Below are 19949 nucleotides of genomic sequence, written 5' to 3'. Positions count from 1 at the left end.
CGCGGGGCGTTTTCTTTATAAATCAACGCATTAATTTTGGCATGATTTTTGTAATGGTTTGAGCAGAAACTTATTATGGGAGAGCATCATGCTGGAACTACTTTTTGTGATTGGCTTTTTTGTCATGCTGATGGTCACCGGCGTGTCACTGTTGGGGATTCTAGCCGCGCTGATGGTGGCGACTGCCGTGATGTTCCTTGGCGGGATGTTTGCGCTGATGATTAAACTACTGCCATGGTTGTTACTGGCTGTCGCCGTCGTGTGGGTGATCAAGGCGATAAAAGCGCCAAAAATCCCACAGTATCAGCGCAATAACCGCCGGTTTTACTAAGGTATTGAGCGGTGTGTCACAACCTGCAACATTGCCTTTAGAACCAAATAGGAATTGATAATCAAATCTGTCACTATTGCGCGGTTAACAAATTCATCGAGCTGTACCCTACATACAGCCGAACTAAAAAAAGAAAGGGCTTCCCACGGGAAGCCCTAATTCTTTCTTTCCCCGTCATAATTTAAACTCCAGGTGTGTTGGCTGCTTTCATCATTATTCAGGGGAAGTCGGCGCATTACGGGATCAGCAAACTCGACCCCTGCGTGGCCCGGCTTTCCAGTACTTCATGCGCACGCCGGGCGTCTTGCAACGCAAATCTCTGACCTTCCGCGATATCGACTTTAATCACGCCGCTGGCAATCAGTGAAAACAGCTCATTACTGGCTTCGGTCAACTCATGGCGGTTGGTGATGTAGCCCTGCAGCGAAGGGCGTGTGGCATACAGCGAACCTTTCTGGTTCAGAATCCCTAAGTTAACGCCAGTCACCGGCCCGGAGGCATTACCAAAACTGACCATCAGCCCCCGGCGTTGCAGGCAGTCCAGCGACGCTTCCCAGGTGTCTTTACCCACGGAGTCATAAACCACCCGCACTTTTTTACCGCCGGTTATCTCTTTAACGCGTTCAACAATGCTCTCTTCACGATAGTTAATCACCTGCCATGCGCCGGCCTGCAATGCAGTTTGCGCCTTCTGCGCATTGCCGACTGTACCAATCAGCTTCGCCCCTAGTGCTTTTGCCCACTGGCAGGCAATCAGCCCGACGCCGCCTGCGGCAGCATGGAACAGAAACGGTTCGCCAGGTTGAATTTCATAGGTTTTACGCAACAGATAGAAAACGGTTAATCCTTTCAGGAAGGATGCGGCAGCCTGCTCAAACGAGATGGCGTCGGGCAAAATGGCGGCTTTATCGGCGGGGACGTTATGCACGGAGCTGTAGGCACCGAGCATGGACTGGGCGTAGACCACGCGATCGCCGACGCTTAAGTGCGTAACTTTGCTGCCGACTTTGCTGACCACGCCCGCCGCTTCAGTGCCTAATCCGCTGGGCAGAGAGGGGGGCGGATACAGCCCGCTGCGGATGTAAGTATCGATATAGTTGATGCCAATTGCTTTGTTTTCGACCTGGATTTCATGCTCGGCCGGATCAACGGGCGTAAAGTCCACAGCCTTTAGTACGTCAGGGCCGCCGTGCTTGTGAAATTCAATACGTGTTGCCATGCTTCCTCCAGAAATGTGGTAATCTTTCGACCCAATCATTATCTCGGTAACTCCATTCACTATGGCAGGAAATAAACCCTTCAACAAACAACAGACTGATGCTCGTGACCGCGATCTGCAGGTTGCCGGGCTGAAAGTACCGCCGCACTCGATTGAAGCGGAACAGTCGGTGTTGGGCGGTTTAATGCTGGATAACGAACGCTGGGACGATGTCGCCGAGCGTGTCGTCGCGGAAGATTTTTACACCCGACCGCACCGGCATATCTTCACCGAAATGCACCGTCTGCAGGAGATGGGCAAACCCATCGATCTGATAACCCTGGCAGAGTCGCTGGAAGTGCAGGGGCAACTCGACAGCGTCGGCGGTTTTGCTTACCTGGCTGAGTTATCTAAAAATACGCCAAGTGCGGCGAACATTAGCGCCTATGCGGATATCGTCCGCGAACGTGCCGTGGTCCGCGACATGATTTCGGTCGCCCATGAAATCGCGGAGGCCGGTTTTGATCCGCAAGGGCGTTCCAGTGAAGACCTGCTGGATCTCGCGGAATCCCGCGTCTTTAAAATCGCTGAAAGCCGCGCTAATAAAGACGAAGGCCCGAAAAATATTACCGAGGTGCTCGACGCCACCGTCGCGCGCATCGAGCAGCTGTTCCAGCAGCCGCATGACGGCGTCACTGGGGTGAATACCGGTTATGATGACCTCAACAAAAAAACCGCCGGTTTACAGCCGTCGGACCTGATTATCGTCGCCGCGCGTCCGTCGATGGGTAAAACGACGTTCGCGATGAACCTCGTCGAAAATGCGGCGATGTTGCAGGATAAGCCGGTTCTTATCTTCAGTCTTGAAATGCCCTCAGAACAGATCATGATGCGTTCTCTGGCCTCGCTGTCGCGCGTGGACCAGACCAAAATCCGTACCGGTCAACTGGATGACGAAGACTGGGCGCGAATTTCCGGGACCATGGGTATCTTGCTGGAGAAACGAAACATCTATATTGATGACTCCTCCGGTCTGACACCCACGGAAGTGCGTTCGCGTGCGCGGCGTATCGCCCGTGAACACGGCGGTATCGGGCTTATTATGATCGACTACTTACAGCTGATGCGTGTGCCGTCGCTTTCCGACAACCGTACTCTGGAAATTGCTGAAATTTCTCGCTCGCTGAAAGCGTTAGCGAAAGAACTGCATGTGCCGGTGGTGGCGCTGTCGCAGCTTAACCGCTCTCTGGAACAACGCGCCGACAAGCGTCCGGTCAACTCGGATCTGCGTGAATCGGGCTCTATCGAGCAGGATGCCGACTTAATCATGTTTATTTATCGTGACGAGGTTTATCACGAGAACAGCGACTTAAAAGGTATCGCGGAAATTATTATTGGTAAGCAACGTAACGGTCCAATCGGTACGGTGCGTCTGACGTTTAATGGTCAATGGTCGCGCTTTGATAACTATGCGGGCCCACAATACGACGACGAATAATCCTCGTCATCCTTCGAGCCACAGCGGTGTTGGCTGCACCCGTTCACCCCAGTCACTTAGTTAGCTAAGCTCCTGGGGATTTACGGCCTTGCCGCCTTGCTGTGACTCAAATGATTTAGAGGATAAATTTTTTTTAAAGATCGGGTCACCAAAGCAAACATTTATTAAGGAATTCAAATGCAAGCGGCAACTGTTGTCATTAACCGCCGCGCTCTGCGACACAACCTGCAACGTCTGCGTGAACTGGCACCCGCCAGTAAACTGGTTGCGGTAGTGAAAGCGAACGCTTACGGCCATGGTCTGTTAGAGACCGCGCGAACGCTCCCCGATGCGGACGCTTTTGGTGTCGCTCGTCTTGAAGAAGCCCTGCGGCTGCGCGCAGGTGGGATCACGCAACCCATCCTGCTGCTGGAGGGTTTTTTCGATGCCACCGATCTGCCGACGATCTCCGCGCAGCGGCTGCATACTGCCGTACACAATCAGGAGCAGCTTGCGGCCCTGGAAGCGGCAGAACTGACGGAACCGGTCACCGTCTGGATGAAGCTCGACACCGGTATGCACCGTCTGGGCGTGCGCCCGGAGCAGGCTGAGGCGTTTTATCAGCGCTTGACCCAATGTAAAAACGTGCGTCAGCCGGTCAACATTGTCAGCCACTTTGCTCGCGCAGACGAACCTGAATGTGGCGCGACGGAAAAGCAGCTCGATATCTTCAATAGCTTTTGTGAAGGCAAGCCGGGTCAGCGTTCTATTGCCGCGTCAGGTGGCATCCTGCTGTGGCCGCAGTCCCACTTCGACTGGGCGCGACCGGGGCTGATTCTGTATGGCGTATCGCCCCTGGAGAACCATTCAGTGGGTGCCGATTTTGGCTGCCAGCCGGTGATGTCACTCACTTCCAGTCTGATCGCCGTGCGTGAGCACAAAGCGGGGGAACCCGTTGGCTATGGCGGAACATGGCACAGCGAACGTGACACGCGCCTGGGCGTTGTGGCGATGGGTTATGGCGACGGCTATCCGCGTGCGGCGCCGTCCGGCACACCGGTACTGGTCAATGGCCGGGAAGTGCCGATTGTTGGCCGCGTAGCCATGGATATGATCTGCGTTGATTTGGGACCTGAAGCACAGGAAAAAGCTGGTGACCCAGTGATTTTGTGGGGCGAGGGGCTGCCCGTTGAACGTATTGCAGAAATAACGAAAGTTAGTGCTTACGAACTTATCACGCGCCTGACCTCAAGGGTGGCGATGAAGTACGTGGACTGAACCGGGTTGTCAGCCGGATAAGGCGGTTCCGCCGCCATCCGGCACTAATCCTCTCAACATCCTCTCGATCTTCTCCCGCTTCCGGTTTATTGTGTTCTAATCCCCTGCCTGTAAACCTGGAGAACCACCACGTGTTTCAAAAAGTTGACGCCTACGCCGGCGACCCGATTTTATCGCTCATGGAGCGCTTCAAGGAAGATTCACGTAGCGACAAAGTGAATCTCAGCATCGGTCTGTACTACAACGAAGACGGGATTATTCCTCAGCTTAAAGCGGTGGCAGAAGCGGAAGCCCGGCTCAATGCTAAGCCGCAGGGCGCGTCGCTGTACCTGCCGATGGAAGGCCTGAACAGCTATCGCCATACCATTGCGCCGCTGCTGTTTGGCGCAGAACACCCGGTGCTCCAGCAACAACGCGTGGCGACGATTCAGACGCTGGGGGGATCCGGTGCGCTAAAAGTGGGCGCGGATTTCCTGAAGCGTTACTTCCCTGACTCTGGCGTCTGGGTTAGCGATCCGACATGGGAAAACCATATTGCGATTTTTGAAGGGGCGGGATTTGAAGTAAGCACTTACCCCTGGTATGACAGCGCGACCAACGGCGTGCGCTTCAACGACCTGCTGGCAACATTGAATACCTTACCGGCGCGCAGTATTGTGCTGTTACATCCGTGCTGTCATAACCCAACCGGTGCGGACTTAATGCCAGCACAGTGGGATGCGGTTATCGAGATTCTGAAAGCGCGCGATCTGATCCCATTCCTTGATATTGCCTATCAGGGATTTGGGGCGGGCATGGAAGACGACGCCTATGCGATCCGCGCCATTGCCAGCGCCGGATTACCGGCACTGGTCAGCAACTCATTCTCTAAAATTTTCTCTTTGTACGGTGAGCGAGTTGGCGGTCTTTCTGTGGTTTGCGAAGACGCCGAGACCGCGGGGCGCGTGCTGGGGCAGTTAAAAGCCACGGTGCGTCGTATCTACTCCAGCCCGCCTAACTTTGGTGCGCAGGTTGTTGCTACCGTGCTGGGTGATGACGTGCTTAAAGCCAACTGGCTGGCGGAAGTGGAAGCAATGCGTACCCGCATCCTGGCGATGCGTCAGGAGCTGGTCAATGTTCTCCATGCCGAGATGCCGGGCCGTAACTTTGATTACCTGCTGCAACAGCGTGGCATGTTCAGCTATACCGGGTTGAGTGCCGCTCAGGTCGATCGTCTGCGTGATGAATTCGGGGTTTACCTGATTGCCAGCGGTCGCATGTGCGTTGCCGGATTAAATCACGGCAACGTCCAGCGCGTGGCGAAGGCGTTTGCCGCTGTTATGTAACTGAGTTTGTGGGCCTGATACGCGTAGCGCTATCAGGCCTGTTACCAATGTGATCGTCCTCTTTTTCTGTAACAAAACCAGAGAAATCCCTTCCTTTCACCTTCCCCAGGGGGTAAGGTCAGATAGTTTTTTGACCAGTTGTTAATAAAAAAATGATAACTAGCTGACTACTTAGGGAAAAATATGCGCAAGATTACGTTGGCACTCAGTGCCGTTTGCTTATTGTTCACGTTAAATCATTCCGCCCAGGCTTTAGTTTCTTCCCCCTCACAGCTCAATCCAGGCACCAACGTTGCAAAACTCGCTGAGCAATCCCCTGTTCACTGGGTTTCTGTTGCCCAAATTGAAAACAGCCTGACCGGACGCCCGCCGATGGCCGTCGGATTCGATATTGATGACACCGTTCTTTTTTCCAGCCCGGGCTTTTGGCGCGGTAAAAAAACGTATTCTCCGGACAGTGAGGATTACCTGAAGAATCCGGCCTTCTGGGAAAAAATGAACAACGGCTGGGATGAGTTCAGCATTCCAAAAGAAGTGGCGCGTCAGTTGATTGATATGCATGTTCGCCGCGGCGACAGCATCTTTTTTGTCACGGGGCGTAGCCAGACAAAAACCGAAACCGTGTCTAAAACGCTGGCTGATAACTTTCACATCCCGGCCGCGAATATGAATCCGGTTATTTTTGCCGGTGACAAACCTGGTCAAAATACCAAAACGCAGTGGCTGCAGGATAAAGGCATCCGTATGTTCTACGGTGACTCTGACAACGACATTACCGCCGCGCGCGACGTAGGAATCCGCGGTATTCGTATTCTGCGGGCCTCTAACTCTACCTATAAACCGTTGCCACAGGCCGGTGCGTTTGGTGAAGAGGTGATCGTCAATTCGGAGTATTGAGAACGCTGGCTGCTGGTTTTTTAAACAAATTTACGCGACTGGCTTTTACCTTTGGCAGACTTGCTGCACACTGAGTAAAAGATGTTCTCATTAGGCGAGCTGCTGGTAAGGGGAATAAAAATGACGAATTCGGAGTTGCTGCAATACTGCATGGCGAAAACAGGTGCCGAACAAAGCGTGCACAGTGACTGGAAAGCCACGCAAATTAAAGTCGAAGATGTGCTTTTTGCCATGGTGAAAGAGGTGGAAGGTCGCCCGGCGGTGTCGCTGAAAACCAGCCCCGAATTGGCTGAGTTATTGCGTCAGCAGCATAGCGATGTACGACCAAGCAGGCATCTTAACAAAGCGCACTGGAGCACGGTGTATCTGGACGGTTCGCTACCCGATTCACAGATTTACTATCTGGTGGACGCTTCCTGGCAACAGGCTATCAATACGCTTCCGGAAGATAAACGCAGGTTGCTGGTGTCATAATCTGCCGCTTCCTGATGATTCCGGAAGCGGCATGGATATGATTACAGCAGCGGTTTGAGGAAGCGGGCGGTGTGCGAGGCTTCACATTCAGCGACCGTTTCCGGCGTACCGGCAACCAGGATTTCCCCGCCGCCGCTACCGCCTTCCGGGCCGAGATCGACAATCCAGTCGGCCGTTTTAATCACGTCCAGATTATGCTCAATCACCACGATGGTGTTGCCCTGATCCCTGAGCTGATGCAACACGTCCAGCAACTGCTGAATATCCGCAAAGTGCAGACCGGTGGTCGGCTCATCGAGAATATACAGCGTTTGTCCGGTACCGCGTTTTGACAGCTCACGCGCCAGCTTCACGCGCTGGGCCTCACCGCCGGAGAGGGTCGTTGCGGACTGCCCCAGACGAATGTAGGTCAGACCAACGTCCATCAGCGTTTGCAGCTTACGCGCCAGCGCCGGAACGGCATCAAAGAACTCACGCGCTTCTTCAATGGTCATATCCAGCACTTCGTGGATAGTCTTGCCCTTGTACTTAATCTCCAGCGTTTCTCGGTTGTAGCGCTTGCCTTTGCACTGGTCGCACGGCACGTAGATATCCGGCAGGAAGTGCATCTCGACTTTGATCACGCCATCGCCCTGGCAGGCTTCGCAGCGTCCACCGCGCACGTTAAAGCTGAAACGCCCCGGCGTGTAGCCGCGCGCGCGTGATTCCGGCACACCGGCAAACAGTTCGCGTACAGGCGTAAATACGCCGGTATAGGTCGCCGGGTTGGAACGCGGCGTACGACCAATCGGGCTCTGGTCGATGTCGATAACTTTGTCGAAATGTTCCAGACCCTGAACATCGCGATACGGCGCAGGTTCCGCCAGTGTCGCACCGTTCAGCGCCGTCTGCGCAATTGGGAACAGCGTATCGTTGATCAGCGTCGATTTACCGGAACCGGATACGCCGGTAATACAGGTAAACAGGCCAACCGGCAGCGTCAGGGTGACCTCTTTCAGGTTATTGCCTCGCGCGCCGGTGAGTTTCAGCACTTTTTCCGGATTAGCGGGCACGCGTTGTTTAGGCACTTCAATCTTGCGCTTGCCGCTCATGAACTGACCGGTGAGCGATTCCGGTACCGCCATAATGTCATCCAGCGTGCCTTCCGCGACCACCTGTCCACCGTGGACACCCGCGCCCGGACCGATGTCGATCACGTGGTCAGCGGCGCGAATCGCATCTTCATCGTGCTCGACCACAATCACGGTATTACCCAGGTTACGCAGATGGATAAGCGTGCCCAGCAGGCGTTCGTTGTCGCGCTGGTGCAGACCGATAGACGGTTCATCCAGCACGTACATGACGCCGACCAGGCCTGCACCGATCTGGCTTGCCAGACGAATACGCTGGGCTTCACCGCCGGAGAGCGTTTCAGCGGAGCGTGACAGCGTCAGGTAATTCAGACCGACGTTAACCAGGAATTTGAGGCGGTCGCCAATCTCTTTAAGGATTTTCTCCGCAATCTTCGCCCGTTGACCGGCAAGTTTGAGATTGTTGAAGAAATCCATCGCATGACCGATGCTCATGTCGGAAATGGTGGGCAACGGCGTGTTCTCCACGAACACGTGGCGTGCTTCACGACGCAGGCGCGTGCCTTCACAGCTGGCGCATGGTCGGTTGCTGATGAACTTAGATAACTCTTCGCGTACCGCACTGGATTCCGTCTCTTTATAACGGCGTTCCATATTGTGCAGCACACCTTCAAACGGGTGACGACGTACGGACGTATCGCCGCGATCGTTCATGTATTTGAATTCGATATTCTCTTTGCCGGAACCGTACAGCACCACTTTATGCACGGCAGGATTCAGGCTGGCCCACGGGGCTTCGACGTCGAATTTATAGTGTTCCGCCAGTGATTTAAGCATCTGGAAGTAATAGAAGTTACGGCGATCCCAGCCACGAATAGCGCCACCGGCCAGCGACAGTTCCGGGTTTTGGATCACGCGGTCAGGGTCGAAATACTGCTGTACGCCGAGGCCGTCGCAGGTTGGACATGCGCCCGCCGGGTTGTTGAACGAGAACAGGCGTGGTTCCAGTTCGCGCATGCTGTAGCCGCAAATCGGGCAGGCAAAGTTGGCGGAGAACAGCAGCTCTTCCGCTTTCGGGTTGTCCATATCGGCAACCACCGCCGTACCACCGGAAAGCTCCAGTGCAGTTTCAAAAGACTCCGCCAGGCGTTGGGAGAGATCGTCGCGCACTTTGAAGCGGTCAATCACCACTTCAATGGTGTGTTTCTTTTGCAGCTCCAGCTTGGGCGGATCGGAAAGGTCGCACACTTCACCGTCAATACGGGCGCGGATGTAACCCTGGCTTGCCAGATTCTCCAGCGTTTTGGTGTGTTCGCCTTTCCGCTCTTTAATCACCGGTGCCAGCAGCATCAGGCGCTTGCCTTCTGGCTGCGACAGAACGTTGTCCACCATCTGACTGACGGTCTGCGCCGCCAGCGGTACGTCGTGATCCGGACAGCGCGGCTCACCGACGCGGGCAAACAGCAGGCGCAGGTAGTCGTGGATTTCGGTAATCGTACCTACCGTGGATCGCGGGTTATGAGATGTCGATTTTTGTTCAATGGAGATGGCTGGCGACAGCCCCTCAATGTGGTCGACATCCGGTTTTTCCATCAGCGACAGGAACTGACGAGCATACGCGGAAAGCGATTCAACGTAACGACGCTGCCCTTCGGCATACAAGGTGTCGAAAGCAAGCGAGGATTTGCCTGAGCCCGAAAGCCCGGTGACGACAATTAGCTTGTCGCGCGGGATGACGAGGTTGATGTTTTTGAGATTATGGGTGCGGGCGCCCCGAACTTCGATCTTATCCATTCATCTTTCCCGGATTAAACGCTTTTTTGCCTGGCTGCATGGTGCTACCGGCGATCACAAACGGTTAATTATGACACAACCCAACCTGAATGGATATACAGTATTGGAATGCAAAACGCAGGTGTCTGTGCAACAATGTCTGGCTGAGGTTGTTTACTGGAATCCGCCTCGCAACGTAGTAAAAGCGCTATTGGAAATGCTACAATCCCGCGCTTACACTTATTCAGAAACGTTTTTCAGGAGACACGATCATGGCCAGCAGAGGCGTAAACAAGGTGATTCTCGTCGGTAATCTGGGCCAGGACCCGGAAGTACGCTATATGCCGAATGGTGGCGCAGTTGCCAACATTACGCTGGCTACTTCCGAATCCTGGCGTGATAAAGCGACCGGTGAGATGAAAGAGCAGACTGAATGGCACCGCGTTGTGCTGTTTGGCAAACTGGCGGAAGTGGCCAGCGAATATCTGCGTAAAGGTTCTCAGGTCTACATTGAAGGTCAGCTGCGTACCCGTAAATGGACCGACCAGTCTGGTGTTGAGAAGTACACCACTGAAGTTGTTGTTAACGTTGGCGGCACCATGCAAATGCTGGGTGGCCGTCAGGGCGGTGGTGCACCGGCGGGTGGTAATGCCGGTGGCGGTCAACAGGGTGGTTGGGGTCAGCCTCAGCAGCCGCAGGGTGGCAACCAGTTTAGCGGTGGCGCACAGTCTCGTCCGCAGCAGTCTGCTCCGGCAGCGCCGTCTAACGAACCGCCGATGGACTTTGACGACGATATCCCATTCTAATCGTTGCTAAACGATTGATGTCGCAGTGATGAAAAAACCCCGTTTCGATGGGGTTTTTTGTATTTGAAGAAACCGTGGGTTTCCGTATGGGGTGGTAGTCCAGAGCCTTAAATGGGCCCATTTGACCTAAAATAAGCGTCCGACCGAAGCCTGGGTTTAGTCAGACGCTTTCTTTTTATCAGGTCAGTACCATCGGCCAGTCTGGCGGCGTATGGCTCATGACCTCTACCATAACGGATTGGATGTTATTCCAGATAGTGGATACGTCCATCAGGGTGATGCCGAGCAATCCGGTTGCAAACCAGCAGGCAAAAACCAGCCCCAAACCGCTGCTAATGACGGCCAGGCCAATATAATCTGATTTACGAAAACGGATATTGAGCGTGCTGGCTAAAAACATCAGCACCGCACTCAGCAGCTGCCACCGCAGAAGAACTACGCCAGTAGTTATTGTTGCCATGAAAAACGTCCTCAGAAAGTCTTGATGCCCAGGACAGCGCGGGGTTGTTCACAACAGGTGTGGCGCTCTGGCTATCGGCGGGCATGCACATCAATGAAACACTGTTTCTGTTACATGATTTTTGTGAACTATATCACATCTGTTTGTTTGTTCACCAGTGACGGAGAATGTTTTTTGCAGGAATATAACCCTATTTAGTATATGGTTATTAAGTGGGGGGAATAGATAATAAGTAATTAACCATTAAAGATGTATTTATACTGCCTGTTACCTTTAACCGAAATTAATCGTTAAGAATTTTAATGTGTTTTTTATACGCAACCAGTATCACGCGGATAAAACATTACGATTTTTACAGTGTGCTATTTTAAAATAAGCTTAACTTTAAGTTTGCCTTACGGAAAAAGAATATCATCATCCGCTATTATCAGACTTTTACATAGAGACGGCAGTTGCTAATGTTGATAGATTCATGCAACTTAACTAGCCGGCGTTTATAGCATCCTGCCTTGATGGGTAATGGCATATACGATACAGGGAAATAGGGCTGACATGACTCACAGTGCGCGACGTAAGACGCTGAGAATCCTAGGAACGTTCACGGTGGTATTGCTCCCCGTGGTGCTGGCATTATGGTTTGCTCACGTCAGGGCGATGTCCGAAACTCGCCATCAACTCCGCACTTTTGCTCAATTGGTCCTAAATAAAACGGAACTGGTGATCCAGCAAGCCGATTTAGCACGCGATATGGCGCAGCTGTATCAAGGGAAGATGTGTACCCCGGCGCATCAGAAAAACATGCTGAATATTATTCGTGGGCGTTTATATATCAGCGAGCTCATTTATGCGCAGGCTGATCATTTTTTGTGCTCTACATCGATGGCGCCGTCAGCCTCATATATTATGCCCACGGCTGACTATAAGCGTACGCCGGACATCTCCATTTATTACTATCGCGATACGCCGTTTTTTTCTGGCTACAAAATGACGTATATGCAAAGAGGAAACTACGTTGTCGTCATCAACCCATTATCCTACAGTGAGGTCATGTCTGATGACCCAGGTCTGGCTTGGGGCGTTTACGATACGGTAACGGATAGCTTTTTCTCTGCCAGCGAAGGGGCAAATGTAGCGCAGTTATTGCCGCTGGTACGCGGCGAAGCCTCTACGTTCCAGCAAAACGATCGCTTTTATACCATCGTTCATTCAGAAAAGCGGCCGATTGCGATTATTGTCTCGACCACGGGCGATCGCGTAAATCAGAATTTCTATCATGAAGCCACGTTGACGCTCCCCTTTGGCGTGATCAGTAGCATCCTGATACTGCTCATGTGGTGGCGCACACGCCAACAATACTATTCTCCTCGCCGCCTGCTAAAACGCGCGATCAAAAAACGCCAGCTTTGCCTGCATTACCAGCCGATCATTGATATCAAAAATGGAAAATGCGTCGGGGCCGAGGCACTGCTGCGTTGGCCCGGTTGTAAAGGCGAGGTCATGGGGCCGACGGAATTTATTCCGCTGGCCGAGAAGGAAGGGATGATTGAGAAGGTAACGGATTACGTGGTTGAAGAAGTGTTCAACGATTTGGGCTATTTTCTGTCGGCACACCCTCAGCTTTATATCTCAATGAATCTCTCTGCCTCTGATTTTCATTCGTCCCGACTGATTGCGCTGATTGCTGAGAAATCACGTGATTACTCCGTCCGTTCACAGCAAATTAAGGTTGAGGTAACCGAACGCGGGTTTATTGATTTGCAGAAAATGACCCCAGTTATTCAGGAATTTCGTCAGGCGGGTTATGAAGTCGCGTTTGATGATTTTGGTACCGGATATTCCAATCTGCACAATTTGTCTTCGTTGAACGTGGATATTCTGAAGATAGATAAATCGTTTATCAGCACGCTGGCCACCAACAGCACCAGCCACATGATTGCTGAACATATCATCGAAATGGCGCAAAGTTTACAGCTGAAGACGATTGCAGAAGGGGTAGAAACGGCTGAGCAAATCAGCTGGCTGCTTGAGCGTGGCGTACAGTACTGTCAGGGGTGGTATTTTGCGAAGGCATTGCCGCCGCAGGAGTTCATGCACTGGATCCAGCGGTCGCCCGCCATACTGACGCAGAGCGGGCAATAATCCTACAGCCGGTGGCGATAGTCGCTGGGTGTGCGATCAAACTCGCGGCGGAACACGCGCGAGAATGTTTGTTGCGATACATAGCCGAGATCCATCGCAATATCAAAAATAGGCCGCTCGGTATTGCGTAACTCAACGGCGGCCAGCAGCAGTCGACGTTGACGGATATAGTCACCCAAGGTCTGGCGCGTCACTGTACGGAACATTCTCTGTAAATACCATTTTGAATAACCTGATTTTTTCGCGACCGCTTCAATATTCAGCGGTTGGTCGATATGTTCATCAATCCATTCAATAAGTGTCTGAATAATCTGCTGATGGGACATATGGCAGCCTCTTTCTCAGTATTCGATTCGTCGTTTTGTCTGTGGGCGAGTATAATTCCTCAAGTTAACTTGAGGTAAAGCAATTTATGGAAAATAAATTACCCCGTATTAAAGCGCTGCTCACCCCCGGTGAAGTCGCAAAGCGTAGCGGCGTGGCGGTATCGACCCTGCATTTCTATGAAAGCAAAGGGCTAATCAGCAGCATGCGCAACGGCGGTAATCAGCGTCGTTATAAACGTGATGTGCTGCGTTATGTGGCCATTATTAAGATTGCTCAACGGATTGGTATTCCGCTGGCGACAATTGGTGATGCGTTGGGTGTGTTACCTGAAGGCCACTCGCTCAGTGCGAAAGAGTGGAGGCAGCTTTCTTCGCAGTGGCGTGAAGAGCTTGATCGACGCATTCACACTCTGGTGGCGTTACGCGATGAGCTGGATGGCTGTATCGGCTGCGGTTGTTTGTCGCGCAGTGATTGCCCGTTGCGTAACCCGGGCGATCAGCTTGGCGAGCAGGGGACGGGCGCACGATTGCTGGAAGATGATTAAAACTAAAGCGCCACAGGAGGGCGCTTTAGTTTGGTTCCGGTCTTTGTCTTTCACTCTATCCCGCTGGCTCACGGGAGGGTTTCCCCCGACATCAACACCCCTCATCGAGCACTTAGTGGAGGTTCCGGTCTGTGTTGATAAAGTAATTGTAAGTCACCCCAGGACAATTGCCAGTCAATTGATGATTTTTTAGCCGAAATTTTCCCAGCATCTTCACCTATTTTTCTGCGCGACTTTGTGGGTGAAATAATCGCGGATGTTGCAATAACAAAGAGAAATTTGTTGCCAGATTGCGCATTAACGATAACGTTTGCGCATCGGTCGCTTATTTCTTGTGCGCTATAAGAAGAAAAGCATAAAAAGCGGCAAAGTTCTGTTGAAAACCGCCGTATGATCGCAGGATAATCGTTTGCTTTTTTTTACCACCCGTTTTTTATGCGCGAAGCTAAACGTTTGCTTTTTTGCGACACCCCTTTTGACGCAAACCTGGCACATGGAGAAAACGTTTAGCAGGCAGTGGATTGTCCATCACGCATATTGACGAAAAATAAACTCTCAGGGGATGTTTTCTATGTCTACGCCTTCAGCGCGTACCGGCGGTTCACTCGACGCCTGGTTTAAAATTTCGCTCCGTGGCAGTACCGTCCGTCAGGAAGTCGTTGCCGGATTAACGACGTTCCTGGCAATGGTTTACTCCGTTATCGTGGTCCCAGGGATGCTGGGTAAAGCCGGATTCCCGCCTGCGGCCGTATTCGTGGCGACCTGCCTGGTAGCCGGTGTGGGTTCTATTGTGATGGGCCTGTGGGCCAACCTGCCGCTGGCGATTGGTTGCGCTATCTCTCTGACGGCGTTTACCGCATTTAGTCTGGTGCTGGGGCAGCATATTAGCGTGCCTGTTGCGTTGGGCGCGGTGTTCCTGATGGGCGTCCTGTTTACCATTATTTCCGCGACCGGTATCCGTAGCTGGATCCTGCGCAACCTGCCGCAGGGTGTTGCGCACGGCACGGGGATTGGTATCGGTCTGTTCCTGCTGCTGATTGCGGCAAACGGCGTTGGCCTGGTGATTAAGAACCCGCTGGACGGCCTGCCGGTTGCCCTGGGTGATTTCGATACCTTCCCGGTGATTATGTCGCTGATTGGCCTGGCGGTCATTATCGGCCTCGAAAAACTGAAAGTTCCGGGCGGTATCCTGCTGACCATTATCGGTATTTCCGTTGTTGGCCTGATTTTCGACCCTACCGTACATTTTTCCGGTATTTTTGCCATGCCTTCTCTGAGCGATGCGGAAGGTAATTCCCTGATTGGCAGCCTGGATATTATGGGCGCACTGAATCCTGTCGTTCTGCCGAGCGTGCTGGCGCTGGTCATGACCGCCGTCTTCGATGCGACCGGAACGATACGTGCTGTGGCTGGACAGGCGAACCTGCTGGATAAAGACGGACAGATTATTGATGGCGGCAAAGCGCTGACCACCGACTCCCTGAGCAGCGTGTTCTCTGGTCTGGTGGGCGCGGCCCCTGCAGCGGTTTACATTGAGTCCGCGGCGGGTACGGCAGCGGGCGGTAAAACCGGTCTGACGGCGATCACCGTCGGCGTTCTGTTCCTGCTGATCCTGTTCCTCTCTCCACTCTCTTATCTGGTTCCTGCCTACGCAACTGCACCGGCGCTGATGTATGTCGGTCTGCTGATGCTGAGCAATGTGGCGAAAATCGACTTTGCAGACTTTGTGGATGCGATGGCGGGTCTGGTGACCGCCGTGTTCATCGTGCTGACCTGTAACATCGTGACCGGCATTATGATCGGCTTTGCCACGCTGGTGATTGGACGCATTGTTTCCGGTGAATGGCGCAAACTGAATATCGGTACCGTGGTCATTTCCATCGCGCTGGTAGCCTTCTATGCAGGCGGCTGGGCAATCTGATTCTGATTTGATGACGATCCTAAAAACGGGTGGCTTTTGCCGCCCGTTTTTATTTTCAGAACACATCCCGTTGTCTTTTGCGTTACTCTGAAGAAGATAGAATTGAGGCACGACGCCTCTCGTCACATATCATAAGAAACATCGCAAACAGGGAACGCATGGAAATCTTTTTTACCATACTCATCATGACCCTTGTGGTCTCGCTGTCGGGGGTATTTACTCGCGTATTGCCCTTCCAACTCCCTTTACCCCTTATGCAGATCGCCATCGGCGCCTTGCTGGCGTGGCCGACGTTTGGTTTGCATGTGGAATTCGACCCCGAACTTTTTCTGGTTCTGTTCATCCCGCCGCTGCTGTTTGCCGATGGCTGGAAGACGCCAACGCGTGAGTTTCTTGAGCACGGGCGAGAGATTTTCGGCCTTGCGCTGGCGCTCGTGCTGGTCACGGTGGTCGGAATTGGCTTTATGATTTACTGGCTGGTGCCGGGGATTCCACTGATCCCAGCTTTTGCGCTGGCAGCCGTGCTGTCACCCACCGATGCCGTTGCGCTTTCCGGCATCGTTGGTGAAGGACGCATACCGAAGAAAATCATGGGCATCCTGCAGGGCGAAGCGTTAATGAACGACGCCTCTGGCCTGGTTTCACTCAAGTTTGCTGTCGCCGTGGCGATGGGGACGATGGTGTTTACCGTCGGCGGCGCGACGGTTGAATTCTTTAAGGTGGCGATTGGCGGGATCCTGGCGGGTTTTGTGGTCAGCTGGCTGTACGGTCGCTCCCTGCGTTTTCTCAGCCGCTGGGGTGGTGACGAGCCTGCGACGCAAATCGTCCTGCTGTTCCTGCTGCCGTTTGCCTCATATCTGATTGCGGAACACATTGGTGTTTCCGGGATCCTCGCGGCGGTGGCTGCCGGGATGACAATCACCCGTTCCGGCGTGATGCGTCGCGCACCGCTGGCGATGCGTTTACGTGCGAACAGCACCTGGGCCATGCTCGAGTTTGTGTTTAACGGCATGGTCTTCCTGCTGTTAGGGCTACAGTTACCGGGGATTCTGGAGTCTTCGCTGGCGGCGGCAGAAGCCGATCCGAATGTCGAAATCTGGATGCTGTTTACCGATATCGTATTGATTTACGTGGCGCTGATGCTGGTGCGTTTTGGCTGGCTGTGGACCATGAAAAACTTCAGCATGCGTTTTCTGAAGAAAAAACCAATGGAGTTTGGCTCCTGGACCACGCGTGAAATCCTGATCGCATCCTTTGCTGGCGTGCGCGGGGCCATCACGCTGGCTGGTGTGCTCTCCATTCCGCTATTGTTGCCGGACGGCAGCGGCTTCCCGGCACGTTATGAGCTGATCTTCCTCGCCGCCGGTGTGATTCTGTTCTCGCTGTTTGTTGGCGTGGTGATGCTGCCGATTCTGCTGCAGCATCTGGAAGTGGCGGATCACTCGCAGCAGCAAAAAGAGATTCGCATTGCCCGCGCCGCAACGGCGGAAGTGGCGATTGTCGCCATCCAGAAAATGGAAGAACGTCTGGCTGCGGACAGCGAAGAGAATATTGATAATCAGCTTCTAACCGAGGTGAGTTCGCGCGTGATTGGTAATCTGCGTCGTCGTGCCGATGGGCGAAACGATGTAGAAAGCTCCATGCAGGAAGAAAACCTCGAACGACGTTTTCGTCTGGCCGCGCTGCGCTCAGAACGTGCGGAGCTTTATCACCTGCGCGCCACGCGCGAAATCAGCAATGAAACGCTGCAGAAACTGCTGCACGATCTGGATTTGCTGGAAGCGTTATTGATCGAGAACCAATAAACGGTTGTGCCGGATGGCGGTTACCCCGCATCCGGCACTTACGACTCCTGCGTTAACCAAAAACCTTCGCAGCATTTCAGCCACGCATGGGCGCTGTGAGAAAGATAAACACCTTCGCGCCAGATCATACCCAACTGCCAGCGTAAATGACTCTCCAGCGGGATCCAGCGCAGGGTTTGCTTATCCAGCCTTTGGCAAATCGGTTCCGGTAAAATGGCGATCCCGACCCCGGCCTGCACCATCGCAGCCAGGAAATCCCACTGCCCGCTGCGGACTGCAATGCGCGGCTTGACGTTGTGCTGGCTAAACAACTCCAGTAGCTGACGGCTCAGGGCAAAATCTTCGTTGTATATAAGCAGCGGGTGCTCCGCCAGCGCTTCGGGGGAAATGGATTCACACGTTGTCCACTGACCGGAGCGCGGGACCAGCACGCAGAGCGGATGACTGAAAAGCGGTAACGTTGCCAACCCGCTCTCTTCTTCAACCGGCAGCGCCGTCATTGCCACATCCAGATCGCCGTTCATCACCGCTTGCTGAACGGTTAAGCCGCCAAATTCTGCTATTTTCAGCTCAACGCCGGGATAACGCTGGCGAAACAGGCTGATGGGCCCGGCCATTAACATGCCGACCATCGGGGGAATACCGAGCCGCAGGATCCCTTTATTGAGATGGTTAATATCGCTGAGTTCCGCTTCAAGCTGGCGGAATTCGGCGAGGATCGCCAGGCCGCGTTCGAAGACGATTCGCCCGGTGTCGGTCAACAACAATCGCCGTCCGTCACGAATTAACAGCGTACAGTTCAGCTCGTCTTCAAGGTTCTTCAACATTTTGCTGATAGTGGGCTGGGTGACAAAAAGCTTCTCCGCCGCGCGGGTAAAACTCTGCTGGCGAACCACCTCAACAAAATATCGCAGCGTTCTGATATCCATGATTATTCCTTAAGACTATGCCTGCAATGAGTTTAATTCATTTCAGTCCAGGGAGGTGGGTCTCTATACTGGCGCTCTCTATTTTTTACGGACACTCCCTCATGGCTGTGGCGATAAGCCGCGTGACGCCTGCCGTTATTCATCGACTCCAGATCCCCGTTCAGGTTCTGTTGTACGCAGGTTTATTTGTTTTTGCCCAATATCTCGTCTCCTGGCTGCATTTGCCGCTTCCCGCCAATCTGGTCGGGATGGTACTGATGCTGGCGCTGATTGTGTGCCGCGTGATCCCGCTTAGCTGGATACGCGCAGGCGCCCGCTGGTTGCTGGCTGAAATGCTGCTGTTTTTTGTCCCGGCGGTGGTCGCGGTGGTGAATTATACGCACCTGCTGCTGGTGGATGGCTGGCGTATTTTTGCCGTTATTGCGATCAGTACGCTGATGGTGCTCGGCGCAACGGCGTGGGTGGTCGATAAAGTGTATCGCTATGAAATGAGCAGGTTAAACCGTGAGTAATTTCCAGTTAAGCGTGCTGTGTCTGGTGATTACATTGGGTATCTATTTTGCCAACAAACGCCTGTATCGTCGTTTTCGTAAATTGCCGCTGATGCCGCTGGTCCTCACGCCGGCGCTGCTGGTGCTGATGCTGGTGTTCGGGCATATCTCCTGGCAAAACTATATTGGTGAATCGCACTGGCTGATGTGGCTGCTGGGCCCGGCGACCATCGCTTTTGCCGTGCCGGTTTACGATAATCTCGCGGTGATTAAGCGCCACTGGATGTCGCTGACGGCGGGCGTGGTGACGGCAACGCTGGTGGCTGTCACCAGTTCGGTATGGCTGGCGCGTCTGTTTATGTTACCTGATGAGATCCAGCGCAGTCTGGCGGTGCGTTCCGTGACCACGCCATTTGCGCTGGCAGCGGCAGAGCCGCTGGGCGGACAGCCGGATCTGGTCGCGCTATTTGTGGTGATCACGGGCGTGTTCGGTATGGCGGTTGGCGACATGCTATTTTTGCGTCTTTCCATCCGCGAAGGTATGGCGAAAGGGGCCGGGTTTGGTGCGGCGTCGCACGGCGCAGGCACTGCACGTTCCTATGAGCTTGGCCAGCAGGAAGGGGTGATAGCCAGCCTGGTGATGATGCTCTCCGGCGTGGTGATGGTGCTGGTGGCACCGCTGGTCGCGAGGCTGATGTTCTGAG

General features: G+C 53.4%; 18 protein-coding genes. 13 read left to right on the top strand and 5 right to left on the bottom strand.

Translation table 11 applies throughout. From position 1 onward, the window contains the following. Positions 1 to 88 precede the first annotated feature (88 nt). The gene (pspG, locus tag JQ822_RS21580; protein ID WP_213135178.1) at positions 89 to 331 is read left to right on the top strand and encodes an envelope stress response protein PspG; all 243 of its coding nucleotides are present in this window, start codon (positions 89 to 91) and stop codon (positions 329 to 331) included. 235 nt (positions 332 to 566) lie between these two features. On the opposite strand, the gene JQ822_RS21575 is transcribed toward pspG, so the two are convergent. Next, complete coding sequence (locus JQ822_RS21575) at positions 567 to 1550, bottom strand: quinone oxidoreductase (protein WP_213135177.1); 984 nt, start codon at positions 1548 to 1550, stop codon at positions 567 to 569. 61 nt (positions 1551 to 1611) lie between these two features. Between JQ822_RS21575 and dnaB the strand changes: the two genes are divergently transcribed. The 5 genes from dnaB to JQ822_RS21550 all read left to right on the top strand — a co-directional run bounded on the left by dnaB (position 1612) and on the right by JQ822_RS21550 (position 6980). After that, positions 1612 to 3027 (top strand): replicative DNA helicase, encoded by a 1416-nt coding sequence (gene dnaB / locus JQ822_RS21570; RefSeq protein WP_135323527.1) that lies wholly within the window; start codon positions 1612 to 1614, stop codon positions 3025 to 3027. A gap of 177 nt (positions 3028 to 3204) precedes the next feature. Then, positions 3205 to 4284 (top strand): alanine racemase, encoded by a 1080-nt coding sequence (gene alr, locus JQ822_RS21565; protein WP_213135176.1) that lies wholly within the window; start codon positions 3205 to 3207, stop codon positions 4282 to 4284. A 131-nt stretch (positions 4285 to 4415) separates the two neighbouring features. Next, positions 4416 to 5609 (top strand): aromatic amino acid transaminase, encoded by a 1194-nt coding sequence (gene tyrB / locus JQ822_RS21560; RefSeq protein WP_213135175.1) that lies wholly within the window; start codon positions 4416 to 4418, stop codon positions 5607 to 5609. Between the two features lie 183 nt (positions 5610 to 5792). Further along, a complete protein-coding gene (gene aphA / locus JQ822_RS21555) occupies positions 5793 to 6506 on the top strand; it encodes an acid phosphatase AphA (protein ID WP_213135174.1) in 714 nt (237 codons plus the stop codon). A gap of 120 nt (positions 6507 to 6626) precedes the next feature. Continuing rightward, positions 6627 to 6980 (top strand): MmcQ/YjbR family DNA-binding protein, encoded by a 354-nt coding sequence (locus JQ822_RS21550; protein WP_213135173.1) that lies wholly within the window; start codon positions 6627 to 6629, stop codon positions 6978 to 6980. Between the two features lie 41 nt (positions 6981 to 7021). On the opposite strand, the gene uvrA is transcribed toward JQ822_RS21550, so the two are convergent. After that, positions 7022 to 9844, bottom strand: a complete 2823-nt coding sequence (gene uvrA / locus JQ822_RS21545; protein WP_213135172.1) for an excinuclease ABC subunit UvrA — start codon at positions 9842 to 9844, stop codon at positions 7022 to 7024. 251 nt (positions 9845 to 10095) lie between these two features. Here uvrA and ssb1 point away from each other — a divergent pair, with 251 nt between their 5' ends. Further along, entirely contained in the window at positions 10096 to 10629 is a 534-nt protein-coding gene (gene ssb1 / locus JQ822_RS21540) for a single-stranded DNA-binding protein SSB1 (RefSeq protein ID WP_045438572.1), read from the top strand. Between the two features lie 178 nt (positions 10630 to 10807). Here ssb1 and JQ822_RS21535 read toward each other — a convergent pair whose 3' ends face one another. Continuing rightward, complete coding sequence (locus JQ822_RS21535; protein WP_135323520.1) at positions 10808 to 11089, bottom strand: YjcB family protein; 282 nt, start codon at positions 11087 to 11089, stop codon at positions 10808 to 10810. A gap of 552 nt (positions 11090 to 11641) precedes the next feature. On the opposite strand from JQ822_RS21535, the gene JQ822_RS21530 reads away from it, so the two are divergent. Further along, positions 11642 to 13228: an EAL domain-containing protein gene (locus JQ822_RS21530; protein WP_213135171.1), complete on the top strand. Its 1587-nt coding sequence runs from the start codon at positions 11642 to 11644 to the stop codon at positions 13226 to 13228. 2 nt (positions 13229 to 13230) lie between these two features. On the opposite strand, the gene soxS is transcribed toward JQ822_RS21530, so the two are convergent. Then, complete coding sequence (soxS, locus tag JQ822_RS21525; protein ID WP_135323517.1) at positions 13231 to 13554, bottom strand: superoxide response transcriptional regulator SoxS; 324 nt, start codon at positions 13552 to 13554, stop codon at positions 13231 to 13233. 86 nt (positions 13555 to 13640) lie between these two features. On the opposite strand from soxS, the gene soxR reads away from it, so the two are divergent. From soxR to JQ822_RS21510, 3 genes are all read left to right on the top strand, one after another. Beyond that, positions 13641 to 14099 carry a redox-sensitive transcriptional activator SoxR gene (gene soxR, locus JQ822_RS21520; RefSeq protein WP_213135170.1) on the top strand — a complete coding sequence of 153 codons (459 nt, stop codon included), beginning with the start codon at positions 13641 to 13643 and terminating at the stop codon, positions 14097 to 14099. A 571-nt stretch (positions 14100 to 14670) separates the two neighbouring features. Further along, the gene (gene ghxP, locus JQ822_RS21515; RefSeq protein ID WP_213135169.1) at positions 14671 to 16020 is read left to right on the top strand and encodes a guanine/hypoxanthine transporter GhxP; all 1350 of its coding nucleotides are present in this window, start codon (positions 14671 to 14673) and stop codon (positions 16018 to 16020) included. Positions 16021 to 16178: 158 nt separating this feature from the next. After that, positions 16179 to 17825 carry a Na+/H+ antiporter gene (locus JQ822_RS21510; RefSeq protein ID WP_213135168.1) on the top strand — a complete coding sequence of 549 codons (1647 nt, stop codon included), beginning with the start codon at positions 16179 to 16181 and terminating at the stop codon, positions 17823 to 17825. A 38-nt stretch (positions 17826 to 17863) separates the two neighbouring features. On the opposite strand, the gene JQ822_RS21505 is transcribed toward JQ822_RS21510, so the two are convergent. After that, positions 17864 to 18754, bottom strand: a complete 891-nt coding sequence (locus tag JQ822_RS21505) for a LysR family transcriptional regulator (protein ID WP_213135167.1) — start codon at positions 18752 to 18754, stop codon at positions 17864 to 17866. Positions 18755 to 18855: 101 nt separating this feature from the next. Here JQ822_RS21505 and JQ822_RS21500 point away from each other — a divergent pair, with 101 nt between their 5' ends. Further along, positions 18856 to 19266, top strand: coding sequence for a CidA/LrgA family protein (locus JQ822_RS21500; RefSeq protein WP_135323512.1), 411 nt, complete (start codon positions 18856 to 18858; stop codon positions 19264 to 19266). Next, positions 19259 to 19948, top strand: a complete 690-nt coding sequence (locus JQ822_RS21495) for an LrgB family protein (RefSeq protein WP_213135166.1) — start codon at positions 19259 to 19261, stop codon at positions 19946 to 19948. The genes JQ822_RS21500 and JQ822_RS21495 overlap by 8 nt, the downstream gene beginning before the upstream one ends. The last annotated feature ends 1 nt before the right edge of the window (position 19949 follow it).

Origin of the sequence: Citrobacter sp. FP75, assembly GCF_018342065.1 — a bacterium.
Classification (GTDB): Bacteria; Pseudomonadota; Gammaproteobacteria; order Enterobacterales; family Enterobacteriaceae; genus Citrobacter.
This window is presented reverse-complemented; position numbering and strand designations above follow the sequence as displayed.